This is a genomic window from Oscillospiraceae bacterium, from assembly GCA_022483045.1.
Taxonomy (GTDB): domain Bacteria; phylum Bacillota; class Clostridia; order Oscillospirales; family Acutalibacteraceae; genus Caproicibacterium.
In genome coordinates this window covers 1,619,999-1,632,237 of sequence record JAKVOA010000001.1, presented here as the reverse complement: position 1 = coordinate 1,632,237, position 12,239 = coordinate 1,619,999, and the positions used below count along the sequence as shown (strand labels likewise).

12 protein-coding genes are annotated in these 12,239 nt (G+C 54.1%); 5 read left to right on the top strand and 7 right to left on the bottom strand.

Annotation, left to right across the window (positions count from 1 at the left end; translation table 11 throughout):
• Positions 1-48: 48 nt before the first annotated feature.
• Together glgA and LKE53_07820 are read left to right on the top strand one after the other, a co-directional pair.
• Entirely contained in the window at positions 49-1,473 is a 1,425-nt protein-coding gene (gene glgA, locus LKE53_07825; GenBank protein ID MCH3972652.1) for a glycogen synthase GlgA, read from the top strand.
• Positions 1,474-1,614: 141 nt separating this feature from the next.
• Positions 1,615-2,022, top strand: a complete 408-nt coding sequence (locus LKE53_07820; protein MCH3972651.1) for a hypothetical protein — start codon at positions 1,615-1,617, stop codon at positions 2,020-2,022.
• Here LKE53_07820 and LKE53_07815 read toward each other — a convergent pair.
• A complete protein-coding gene (locus LKE53_07815; protein MCH3972650.1) occupies positions 1,985-2,695 on the bottom strand; it encodes a helix-turn-helix transcriptional regulator in 711 nt (236 codons plus the stop codon). The two genes, LKE53_07820 and LKE53_07815, sit on opposite strands and share 38 nt — an antisense overlap.
• Before the next feature lie 123 nt (positions 2,696-2,818).
• Between LKE53_07815 and LKE53_07810 the strand changes: the two genes are divergently transcribed.
• The 3 genes from LKE53_07810 (at position 2,819) to leuB (ending at position 6,783) form a co-directional block, all read left to right on the top strand.
• Entirely contained in the window at positions 2,819-3,559 is a 741-nt protein-coding gene (locus tag LKE53_07810; GenBank protein ID MCH3972649.1) for a histidine phosphatase family protein, read from the top strand.
• Between the two features lie 392 nt (positions 3,560-3,951).
• Positions 3,952-5,652 carry a 2-isopropylmalate synthase gene (leuA, locus tag LKE53_07805; GenBank protein ID MCH3972648.1) on the top strand — a complete coding sequence of 567 codons (1,701 nt, stop codon included), beginning with the start codon at positions 3,952-3,954 and terminating at the stop codon, positions 5,650-5,652.
• Positions 5,653-5,712: 60 nt separating this feature from the next.
• Positions 5,713-6,783: a 3-isopropylmalate dehydrogenase gene (leuB, locus tag LKE53_07800; protein MCH3972647.1), complete on the top strand. Its 1,071-nt coding sequence runs from the start codon at positions 5,713-5,715 to the stop codon at positions 6,781-6,783.
• Between the two features lie 69 nt (positions 6,784-6,852).
• Here the strand turns inward: leuB and LKE53_07795 are convergent, their stop codons facing one another.
• From LKE53_07795 to murI, 6 genes are read right to left on the bottom strand one after another with little or no spacing between them, the layout of a single operon-like run.
• Positions 6,853-7,110: a hypothetical protein gene (locus LKE53_07795; GenBank protein ID MCH3972646.1), complete on the bottom strand. Its 258-nt coding sequence runs from the start codon at positions 7,108-7,110 to the stop codon at positions 6,853-6,855.
• A 15-nt stretch (positions 7,111-7,125) separates the two neighbouring features.
• Positions 7,126-7,998, bottom strand: a complete 873-nt coding sequence (gene rsmA / locus LKE53_07790; protein MCH3972645.1) for a 16S rRNA (adenine(1518)-N(6)/adenine(1519)-N(6))-dimethyltransferase RsmA — start codon at positions 7,996-7,998, stop codon at positions 7,126-7,128.
• 16 nt (positions 7,999-8,014) lie between these two features.
• A complete protein-coding gene (locus tag LKE53_07785) occupies positions 8,015-9,208 on the bottom strand; it encodes a homocysteine S-methyltransferase family protein (protein MCH3972644.1) in 1,194 nt (397 codons plus the stop codon).
• Positions 9,209-9,265: 57 nt separating this feature from the next.
• Positions 9,266-10,957, bottom strand: coding sequence for an arginine--tRNA ligase (gene argS, locus LKE53_07780; protein ID MCH3972643.1), 1,692 nt, complete (start codon positions 10,955-10,957; stop codon positions 9,266-9,268).
• The gene (locus LKE53_07775) at positions 10,860-11,387 is read right to left on the bottom strand and encodes a DUF1934 domain-containing protein (protein MCH3972642.1); all 528 of its coding nucleotides are present in this window, start codon (positions 11,385-11,387) and stop codon (positions 10,860-10,862) included. The genes argS and LKE53_07775 overlap by 98 nt, the downstream gene beginning before the upstream one ends.
• Complete coding sequence (murI, locus tag LKE53_07770) at positions 11,369-12,211, bottom strand: glutamate racemase (GenBank protein ID MCH3972641.1); 843 nt, start codon at positions 12,209-12,211, stop codon at positions 11,369-11,371. The genes LKE53_07775 and murI overlap by 19 nt, the downstream gene beginning before the upstream one ends.
• Positions 12,212-12,239 lie beyond the last annotated feature (28 nt).

Below are 12,239 nucleotides of genomic sequence, written 5' to 3'. Positions count from 1 at the left end.
AGCAGACCGTGCGCCGGCAGACAAAACCCAAGGAAAGGTGATTTTTCTATGAAAATCTTATATTGTACCAGTGAGGCCCGGCCCTTTGCGGCAACGGGTGGTTTGGCGGATGTAGCGGGCTCGCTGCCGCAGGCACTGCGTCAGCGGCTCATTGGCTGCCGCGTGGTAATGCCGCTGTATGAGGATATCCCGCAGGAACTGCGTAATGATATGAAATTCGTCACCAGCTTGTCTGTGCCTGTGGCGTGGCGCCGGCAGTACTGCGGCGTATTTGAGGCTCGCTCCGGCGGCGTCATCTATTACCTGATCGACAACCAGTATTACTTCAAGCGCAAGGGCCTTTATGGCCACTACGACGACGCTGAGCGCTTTGCATTCCTTTCGCGTGCTGCTCTGGAAATGCTGCCGTATCTCGACTTTAAACCGGACATTATCCACTGCAACGACTGGCAGACCGCCATGGTGCCCATTTACTATAGCATTTTCTATGCAAATAATGATTGGTATCGCGGCATTAAAACTGTTATCACAATTCATAACATTCAGTATCAGGGCAAGTACGGCAAAGAACTGGTACAGGATGTTTTGGGCGTACCGGAAAGCGATATGCCGATTTTGGAGTACGATGACTGTGTCAATATGCTCAAAGGTGCGATTGAGACGGCGAACCGTGTGACAACCGTAAGCCCTACTTATGCCAAGGAGATTTTAGACCCATGGTATGCTTTTGGACTGGATGGTATCCTTAAGCAGCGCGAATGGAAACTTTCCGGTATTTTAAATGGCATTGATACGGTTTCTTACGACCCGGCAACCGACCCGGATATCAGCAGCCACTACTCGGCAGAGGATGTTTCCGGCAAGGCAGAAGATAAGCGTTCCCTGCAGGAGCGCCTTGGTCTTGCGCAGGAGCCGGACACCCCGCTGGTTGGCATGGTGACCCGCCTGGTTGCACACAAGGGGCTGGACCTTGTCAAAGAGGACCTCGGCCGCCTGATGGATGACACCAACATGCAGTTTGTCGTTTTGGGCAGCGGCGAGTGGGAGTACGAGCAGTTCTTCCAGCAGATGCAAGAACGCTACCCGGGCCGCCTGTGCGCCTGCCACGGCTTTGTGCCGGAGCTTTCCAGAAAGATTTACGCCGGCGCGGATATGTTCCTGATGCCCAGCAAGAGCGAGCCCTGCGGCCTTTCGCAGATGATTGCACTGCGCTATGGAACGATTCCCATTGTGCGTGAGACCGGTGGCCTGAAAGATTCCATTCAGGACAGCGGCGATGGCCAGGGCAATGGCTTTACATTCCGCTCTTACGACAGCGGCGATATGGATAACGCTGTACGCCGTGCTCTGGGCGGTTATAATGACAAAGAGGGCTGGCAGATTCTGGTTCAGCGCGCAATGAACTGCGACATGAGCTGGGGCAAGTCCGCAAATGAGTATATCCGCATGTACCGCGACATGCTCAAAGAATAATCGGCTGAAAATAAAAGGCAGGGCAGCTGCAAAGCGCGAAAGCGCCGACGGCTGTCCTGCCTTTTTAATATGCGTTGCATCTTTTGTGAATTTCGGCTATACTGAAAAGCGGTGATTTTTGAAAAGGAGACTTTAAACAAAATGATTTTTTCATCCATGCAGAAAGAAATTCTCTGCAGTATGCTGGAACACCGGCGATTTCCCATTGTGCGCTTTGAACTGCACCGCGAGGGGGAACCGGAACTTTGCAGAATAGAGCGCAATTATATTTATTTGGAGTATCCAAATGATTCTGACGAGTTGATAAAGGCCCGCAGCGAGGCGCTGCAGGCTTTAATGGAGCAGGGGGTGGTGTTTATCGACTACACCACGCACACGTGGGTACAGGGCGATTATGATGTCTATTACCGCAGCCAGATCTATGCGGACCTATGCCATGCGGTCATGGAAAGTTCCAAGGACCCTGCGGCAATTTATGACCTGCCGTATATGCGCAAAGGCTATGCCTCTTTCACACCGGTCTTTTTACAGAGCCTTCCCCGGCCATAGGCACCCCCATGCGGGTTTCAACCCGCTGAATCAGGGTGAACAGAGAAGAGCACAGTGCCGGGCACAGTACAGAGAGCTTTTCCGGGCTTAATGAAGGCAGGTCCATGCGCAAAATGCCTTTGAGTTCCTCTACGTCTTCGCCCGCAAGCAGACAGCGGATATTCGAAAGTGCCACTTCACTGCAGGCAGCCGCGCGGCCGTCCGCCAATTTTTCTTTTACGGCAAACATGCCCTGCGGGTTTTTGCTGTTAGAGGAGTACAGAATGCGGAACACGCGGTAGACGGCCGCAAAGAGGTAGGCCGACACTTCTGCGGAAAGGTCTTTGCTGCGGCAGTTTTGTAAAATTTCGTACAAAACTGAGATGGAATTGAGCAGCAGGGCCTGTTCCAGTGGTTCCTGCTGTGCCGGCTGCCGCATTTCCTGTGTACCATGCTGTTGCTGCTGCGCGGCGGCAAAGCCCGCCGGGTGCGGCGTGCGCCCCAAAAGGTAGTCGCACGAAACATGGTAAAAATCCGCTATTTTTACGACAAAGTCCAGCCCGCATTCGCGAATGCCCTTTTCGTAATGAGAGAGCAGCGCCTGTGAAACACCAAGGTTGGCCGCGACAGATTTCTGGCTGAGTCCGCGCTCTTTGCGCAGCAGCGTGATAATGCGCGGAAAATAGCTGTTCAAAACTGTCCCTCCCGGTCGAAAAAAGCAAATTTTTGCAGATTAACGTAATGTAAAGTATATACTAAAATTAACAGAATGTAAACCGCTATATATCGTGTTTTTTTAAAAGTAAGGAGCTATATCATGCAGTCTTACCTGATTCATTTGATTCGTCACGGCTTGACCGCCGGCAATTTGCAAGGACGCTATATCGGCAGTACCGACTTGCCCCTGTGTGAGGAAGGCGAAAAACAGCTGCGGGAGCTGAAGGACAACCACCCGTACCCGGCCGCCGAAATCTGCTACTCCAGTCCGATGAAGCGCTGCCTGCAGACCGCAAAAATTCTGTACCCCGGCCTTACCCCGCAGGTGGTCACGGACTTTCGGGAAACAGATTTCGGTGCGTGGGAAAATAAAACAGCTAAGGAAATCGCGGCGGAAGACCCCGCTTTTCTGGAGTGGATGGAGGGCGGCAAGGCAGTGACACCGCCCGGCGGTGAAAACGGCGGCTGGTTTATGCAGCGCACCTGTGCCGCTTTTGAGCACCTGGTCGACGGAATGATGCGCTCTGACTTGCACAGCGCGGTGGTGATTCTGCACGGTGGCTCTATCATGTCCATTTTGGCGGCCTACGGTCTGCCACGCGCAAAGTTTTACGACTGGATGACCGAGCCGGGCTGCGGCTATTCACTGCGCATTACCCCGGGGCTGTGGATGCGCTCAATGGTGGCCGAGGCATACGAAACTATTCCGGCAAAAGGGCATGATACACAGGAAGAACAGACCGCGCATATGGTACTGGATGTGGCGAGAGAGGCGGCCGAGCGTGTTTACGGCGGCGGCAAACCGGAAGCAAAAACACAGAAAGACAAAAAACAGCCTTGACAGGGCGCTTTTGTCTGCGTTATAATGATTGAAAATCAAATCGTTGACAAGGCAAAGACGGGAATAAGGCATGTGTGGGTTGCTTCAGAGAGCCGGCGGGCGGTGCAAGCCGGTGCAGCAGCACATGCGTATAGCTCATCCCCGAGCCGCCGTCCCCGAAGTTTAGTAGGAGCGGACGTTTCGGCAGCGTTACTTGCCGGGGCCTTTTCGTTTGGAAGAGGCCGCAAAGGGCTTTTTTAAAGCTGAAGCTGGGTGGTACCACGGCGTAACTTTCGTCCCAGACACGGTGTATTCCGTGCCTGGGACTTTTTTGTTATTCCAAAGAATCTTTCCACAGCGGGCTGTCTTTCCCAAAGCCGACGATACAGTGAGAAAAGGAGAGCTGATAGAACATGAACGACGCCTACAAAAAGTATATTCCCTTTCAGCAGATTGATTTGCCGGACCGGACCTGGCCGCAGAACACCATCACCAAAGCGCCCACCTGGTGCAGCGTAGACCTGCGCGACGGCAACCAGGCACTGATTGACCCGATGAATCTGGAAGAAAAGCTGGCGTTCTTTCAGCTGCTGGTCGATGTTGGCTTTAAAGAAATTGAAATCGGGTTTCCTTCCGCGTCCGAGACCGAGTACGAGATCTGCCGCGCGCTGATCGAGCGCAATCTGATTCCCGACGATGTCACCATCCAGGTACTGGTGCAGGCCCGTGAGCATCTCATCCGCAAGACATTCGACGCGATTCACGGCGCAAAAAATGTGATTGTCCATTTTTACAATTCTACTTCCACTTTACAGCGCAAGGTCGTTTTCCGCAAGGATATGGACGGCGTCATTGACATTGCTGTAGAGGCCGCAAAATTGATTCGCGCGCTCACCGAAAAGGAAGTCGCCGAAACCGGCATGAATATCCGCTATGAGTATTCTCCTGAAAGTTTCAGCGGTACCGAGGTGCAGAATTCCGTGCGCATCTGCGATGAAGTGCTGGAAACATTGGGCGCAACCCCCAAAAAGAAAGTCATCATCAACCTGCCAGATACCGTGGAAATGTGCACGCCGAACACCTATGCAGACCAAATTGAGTACTGTATCCGCCACATGAAACATCGCGGCAGTGCCATTATCAGCCTGCATCCCCACAACGACCGCGGCACCGGTGTCGCGGCGACCGAGCTTGCCCTATTGGCTGGCGCCGAGCGGGTAGAGGGCACACTCTTTGGCAACGGTGAGCGCACCGGCAATGTCGATATTGTGACCTTAGCGCTTAACATGTACTCTCAGGGGGTCGACCCCAAACTGGACTTCAGCGATATTCACCATGTGCGTGAAGTTTACGAGCACTGCACCAATATGAAGGTGCCGCCCCGCCAGCCATACGCGGGCGACTTGGTTTTTACCGCATTTTCCGGCTCTCACCAGGATGCAATCAAAAAGGGCGTTGACCGCATGCACGCTAATGACCTTTCATACTGGGAAGTACCGTATCTGCCCATAGACCCCGCCGATATCGGCCGCGCCTATGAGCCGGTTATCCGCATCAACAGCCAGTCTGGCAAAGGCGGCGCGGCTTTTGTTATGCAGCAGTCTTTTGGTTTCAATATGCCAAAAGCAATGCAGCCGGAATTTGGCAGCGTGGTCAAGGCCGCCTGCGATGAGGCCGGCCGCGAGCTGATGCCCAAAGAAGTTTACAACCTTTTCAGTAAAGAATATCTGGAAGTCAAGGCGCCCTATAACCTGAAAGCCTATAAGCTTTCTGAAGAAAACGAAGACGAAGAAAATGCCGAGGGCAGCGGAGCAGTCCATTTTCAGGGTAATTTGCGCTTCCACCACATTGACCACCCGGTCGATGCAGTGGGCAACGGCCCAATCGATGCTTTTTTCCGTGCGCTGGCACAGGTGGGTATTGAGGACTACAGCTTTGTGGCGTACCAGGAGCACGCCATTTCCCGCGGCTCTGACAGCAAGGCCGTTTCCTATATCCACTTGAAAGACCCCCAGGGCCATGACGTCTTTGGTGTAGGCATTGACAGCAACATCAGCCTGGCCTCAATCAAGGGTATTATCTGTGCGATCAACCGCAGCCGCAAAAACAGCTGAGGCGGCCGCCTGAATTTATAAAATTCAGTATCTAAATTTGTTTTACAGGAGGATATGAACATGCAGACGTATCAGATTGCTGTTCTAAAAGGGGACGGCATCGGCCCCGAAATTGTAGAGCAGGCAATGAAAGTGCTGGAAAAGGCCGGGAAAAAATTCGGCTTTGGCGTTGATTTTAAAGAAGCCCTGCTGGGCGGCGCTGCCATTGACGCGACAGGTGTGCCGCTGCCGGAAGCAACCGTAAAAACCTGCCAAGCGGCTGACAGCACGCTTCTGGGTGCCGTTGGCGGCCCTAAATGGGACGCTCAGCCCGGCAACAACCGCCCGGAAAAAGGCCTTTTGGGTATCCGCTCGTCTTTGGGTTTGTTTGCCAACCTGCGCCCTGCGGTCATTTTTCCGCAGCTGCGCAGCGCTTCGCCACTGAAAGATGAAATCATCGGCGACAATCTGGACGTTTTGATTGTGCGCGAGCTTATCGGCGGTATCTATTTCGGCGAGCGCGGCCGTTGCACCGAAAATGGCCAGCCGGCTGCTTTTGATACCGAAAAATACAGCGTGCCGGAAATCGAGCGCATTGTGCGCGTCGGCTTTCAAATGGCAATGAAACGCCGCAAAAAGATGTGCAGTGTTGACAAAGCCAATGTACTGGAATCCTCCCGCCTGTGGCGCGAAACGGTGCAGCGCCTGAGCAAAGAGTACCCGGAAGTAGAGGTTTCCTACATGTATGTCGACAACTGCGCAATGCAGCTGGTGCGCAATCCGCGTCAGTTTGACGTTATTGTAACTTCCAATATGTTTGGTGATATTCTCTCAGACGAAGCAAGTATGATTTCCGGCTCTATTGGCATGCTTGCCTCTGCAAGTCTGAACGAAACCAAGCGCGGCCTGTATGAGCCGATTCATGGCTCAGCACCGGATATTGCCGGTACCGGCAAAGCCAATCCGCTGGCAACGATTCTTTCCGGCGCAATGATGCTGCGCTATTCGTTGGATCAGCCTGCAGCTGCCGCTGCCATTGAGGCCGCGGTGTCTGCTGCATTGGAAAAAGGCCGCACCTGCGACATTGCCGCAAAAGACTTGCCGGTGCTTTCTTGCACTGAAATGGGCGACTTGGTCTGCAGTCTGCTGTAAACAAAATTGAAATACAAAAAGGCCGCCGGGTGCGTGAATTTTCACAGCCGGCGGCCTTTTATAGTTGCTTTATGGTTTGCGCTTTTCGGCCGAAGGGGCAGCTTCCGCGCTCTGTTGTGCATCGGCGGGGGCGTCTTCCGGCAGCGGCTCTTTCCAGGCGCGGAACGCCAGATAAATGCCGCCCAGCGCGGTGACAATGGCGACTGATGCCGAGGCGACCGACCAGCTCTCCAACTCTAGGGGGCTGAAAATCATCGCCAGAATCGTGCACCCAAAGGCAATGAAGAAAAAGAATTCTGACATTTTTCCGTCCGTCCAATTCAGCATAAAAGGCACCTCCATCTATAAAGAACAGAATGATTGCTTTTCATATAAAAGATTGCTCAAATCGGCCAGCTGCTCTAAAGTCAGCTGTTCGGCACGTACAGTGGGTGGTGCGCTGATTTCCTGCAAAGCTTCCTGTACAGTTTTTTTTGGTACAGAAAGTCCGGCTGAAACCGCGTTTGCTGCTGCTTTGCGCCGCTGCCCGAAAGCAGCGCGTACTGTCCGGAAAAAGAAAGCTTCTGAGCGGGGCGTTACGGGCGGGGTGCTGCGCACCTGCAGCTGAATGACAGCCGAGTCCACTTTGGGGCTAGGCAAAAAACTGCTGCGTCCGACAGGGAAAAGCAGCTTTGGTTCTGCATAATACCACACCGCAGCACTGACAGCGCCGCAGGCGCGCGTACCCGGTTTTGCACAAAGGCGCTCTCCTGCCTCTTTTTGTACCATCACGGTCAGAGAGGAAATCGGCAGCCGGTCTTCCAGCAGCTTCATAATCAGTGGCGAAGTGATATAGTAGGGCAGGTTGGCGCACACCGCGATACGCATATCTGGAAATTCCTGCTGCAGCAGAGTGTGCAGGGGAAGCTTCATCGCATCACCCTGCACCACGTCTACATTGCGGTAGGGCTGCAGGGTTTCCGCTAGCACGGGCAGCAGGCGGCGGTCCAGCTCAATGGAGCAGACCTTTTTTGCGCGCTGAGCCAGTTCTACGGTCAGTATGCCAATGCCGGGCCCAATCTCCAGCACGCCGGAATCTTTCGCTGCGCCGCAGGCTTCTGCCATACGGGGGCAGACAGTCGGGTTAATCAGAAAATTTTGGCCCAGCTGTTTTTGAAAGGTAAATCCGTGCCGTGACAGCAGTGCATGAATGGTTTGACTGTTCGATAAATCCATTTTTACTCCTCAGCAATTAGTACAGAATGGCGCCATATTTTGCCGCGAGCGGCCCCAAAACCTCCGGCGCCAGCGCGCAGCGGCTGTCGATAATCAGCCGGCCCTGAAAATAGCGCAGGGCAGCCTCCAGCACAGGCTTGCGGTCGGCAAGCACGGCAATCGGCTTGCGTGTCATGTGTGCCGCATCTGACAAAAGCTTTGCATCTGCTAAATCATTGATATACACCAATGCTGCGCCGGCGGGGTCGTCGTCCATGGCAATCAGGTCATCTCCCAAGTGTGCCGAGCATGAAAGCGGTTCGCTGAAGGTAAGACTATCCCCAAGAAAGAAAGCTTCGCTTTCAATCGCTGCAGCGTTGCAATCTGGCTCTTTGGGCACTTTCGGAGGCACATAGTCGCGCAGCAGGGCTTTCAAAGCCCGGATATGCTCTGGCTTCGTGTACAGGCAGCCGCCTGCAATCGAAGCGCCGGCGTCCATCAGGCGGCGCATGGCAGCAGCCCACTCCTGCGGTTTCAGCTGTGTGTTACCTGGGCGGGCAATCAGCGGAACCACCGCATGAGAGGCAGCATCCTCCATACGGCGCAGCATTTTATTTGGCGTACAGGTGAAATTCAGCCCGACAGCATCGGCACCCATTGCCTGCAGTGTCAGCAGTACCGGCAGCAGACGGGCACCGGTTTTGGTATGCCCGTTTTCATCTACGGAAATCGTGACAAAGACCGGCAAGTCATTTGTGCGTGAGGCGAGTACCAGTGCCCGCATGTCCGAGAGCGCTGTCTGTGAGCCGGCCAGCAGAAAATCGGCGCCTGCTTTTTCCAGTGCGCGCACCTGCTCACGGTAAATTTCATATATGTCGTCAAAGTCCGCACAGCCAAAAGGCGGAACATACAGCCCCGTTGGTCCAACCAGCGCACCCACAGGGTGGCCTGCGGCGTTTTCGCGGCTGAGTGCAACCAGCCGGCAGTTCAGGGATTCGGTCTTTCCGGCCAGACCATGTGGTGCAAGGCCGGCACGGTTTGCACGAAAGGTCGGTGCCAAAACCGCGTCGCTGCCGGCGGCGAGAAAACTTTGCTGTACCTGCCGCAGCACCTGTGGGTGGTCAGCAGCCCACTGCTCCATGCAGACACCGGCGGGCATGCCCGCCGCGGTTAAGTTGGTTACAGCGCCGCCGTCCAGCAGCATGGGCAGAGGGTAGGGGAAATCATCCACGCGCGAAAATCACCTGATTCTTTAAAATTATCATTTAATCAATCTGTATGCAGATTTTTACATAGACTCCGGTGCGGTAATCTTCAGCAGCGACAGCACATTGCGCAGTACTGTGCGCACGCAGTCGCACAGATACAGCCGCGCAGCCGCCAGAGAAGCCTCTTCGCCTTTAATGCGGCACGCGGTGTAGCATTTGTGGAACAGCGTTGCCAGTGTCAGCGCATAGCGTGTTATGCGGGCGGGGTCGTAGTCCTTTGCGGCTTCAACAATTTCGCCGGTGTAGGCGGAAAGGTGGCGGATCAGCTCAATTTCCTCGGGCGTTTTCAACAGGGCAAGTTCCTCGTCGCTGCAGTCGCGCAGGGTGACACCCTCGCCTTTCATGGTGCGGAAAAGGCTGCACAGGCGCGCATAGGCGTACTGCACATAGTAAACCGGGTTTTTGCTGTCCTGCTGTACGGCAAGGTCCAGGTCAAAGTCCATCTCGGAGTTCGGTTCCCGCATATTAAACAGAAAGCGTGCCGCATCTACAGGCACTTCGTCCAGCAGAGTGACCAGCGTAATGGCTTTGCCGCTGCGCTTGCTTGCTTTAATGGTTTCGCCGCCGCGCACCAGACGCACCATCTGCATCAGCAAAACATCTAGCCGGCTGGTGTCGGCTCCCAGTGCCTGCAGGGCGCCCTTTAGGCGGGGCACATAGCCGTGGTGGTCGGCCCCGAACACGTCGATTGCCTTGTCAAATTTGCGTATCATCAATTTATTATAATGATAGGCGATATCCGGAACTACATAAGTTGGAACGCCATTTGCGCGCACAAGCACAAAATCTTCAGAACCGTATGCTCCACCCTTAAACCAAAGCGCGCCATCTTTTTCATAGGTTGCGCCGCGCTCTTTGAGCAGCTCGATCACGCGTTTTACCGCGCCGCTTTGGTGCAGGCTGGATTCTTTGAACCAGTTGTCGTAACGAATGCGGTACTTAAGCAGGTCGTTCTGCAGACCCTGAATGTTGAGCGGCAGGGCATAATCAATGAGAGCCTTGCGGCGCTCTTCTTCGGGGACTTCCACATAGCGGTCACCGTATTTTTTGGCAAAATTTTTGGCGTGTTCGGTAATGTCAACACCGTGGTAGCCGTCCTCGGGAAATGGGACGGCATCTTCGCCCTTATAAAGCTGTAGATAGCGGGCTTCCAGCGACATACCAAATTTATTGACTTGGTTGCCAGCGTCGTTGATGTAAAACTCACGCTGTACCTGGTAGCCGGCTTCATCTAGCACTGAGGCAAGGCAGTCGCCGATGGCGCCGCCGCGTGCATTGCCGATGTGCATGGGGCCTGTCGGGTTTGCCGAAACAAATTCCACCAAAACGCGCTTGCCGCCGCCAAAGTTGCTGCGGCCATAGGCTTCGCCGCTTTCCTTTACGTCGCGCAGCACTGCTGTATAGAATTCGGGTTTATAAAAGAAGTTCAAAAAGCCCGGCCCTGCAATTTCGCAGCGGCCGAAAAAAGTGTCGTCCAGCGATAAATTTGCAGCCAGCGCCTCGGCAATTTTGCGCGGTGCCATGTGAAATGCGCGAGCACTGACCATAGCAGCGTTGGCTGCCCAGTCGCCGTGGGCGCGGTCGGAGGGAACTTCTAGGGTAAAAGCGGGCAACTCACCTGCAGGCAGGGCCTGCAGGCTCTGTGCTTTTTTGGCCGCAGACAGGATTTCCCGGCGCAGCTGGTCCTTTGCTTGCTGTACGTATTTTGACATTTTTAGGGTCTACCTCCTTGACGGTAATAGCAATCTCATTGACGCTGGAAAGGTTTGCGTTTAAGTCCAGCGTATAGGTGACAGTCAGCCGGCCGCCCTCATCGGTCAGCTGGTTGTCCACACTGGAAGTAAATACCCCCAGCATCATTTGGCCGTATTCTGTTGCGTACTGGCACATGTGCCGCTTGCCGTTTTCTAAAATCAGGCGTGTGCCGTCCATGCCGCCGCGCATCAGAGTAACACAGCGGTCTCCCTCTATTTTTAAAACAGAAGTACGCGAACGGTTGGTGTCTTCATCGTATTCTTTATAGGTAATAAAGCGTTTGTCATCTTTTTTAATGTAGGAACCAAAGGCGGTTATTTCAATCTCACCGGTTTCGTCATCTACCAGCTGCCGGCCGCGTATGGAAATCAGGTAGTTTTCTTCCATGGAGTAGCTCCTTCGTATTTATCAATGTCAACCAGCTGCACTGCACTGTGCACATCTTCGCGCAGGAAAATGCCGGCGACTTTTGAAAAGTCCTCAATGCGGTCACTCACAAAGAAAGAACAGTCGCCCTTTGTGCCCTGTGCAAGCATGTCTTGCTGCTGCAGCAGGCTGTGGCAGTAGATTGCGGTTTCGCGGCCGCTGTCGATCAAGCGGACCTTTTCACCGACCACTTCACCGATAATGCGCTTAATAATCGGATAGTGTGTGCAGCCGAGAATCACAGTATCCACATCTGCCGCACGTAGGGAGGCAAGGTAGGTTTCTGCTACTTCTTTTGTGATATCCGGGTGTTCCAAAGAAAAGCCAGACTCGACAATAGGCACAAAAAGCGGGCAGCTTTTGGCAAAGACCTGCAGCTGCGGGTTCAGTGCTTTGAGTGCCTGCTGAAAGGAACCGCTGCGGATTGTTGCATCGGTTGCAATTACGCCAATGCGGCCGTTTTGCGTGGCTGCCGCCGCCGCGCGGGCGGTCGGCTCCAGTACACCGGTAAACGGAACCGGCAGTTCCTTGGCCAAAAGAGAGCCGGCCACGCTGCTGGCTGTGCCGCAGGCGGCAACAACCATTTTTACATGCCTGCTCATCAGAAAGGCAGCGTCCTGCCGGGAGTATTGGGTGATGATTTTTGGGCTGCGGCCGCCATAGGGGACGCGGCCGGTGTCGCCAAAGTAAATGATCTGTTCTTCCGGCAGAATGCGCAGCATTTCGCGCACAGCGGTCAGCCCGCCAAGGCCGGAGTCAAAAACGCCGATAGGCCGATTATCCATATTTCCTGTCCTTTACTGTCAAAATTCG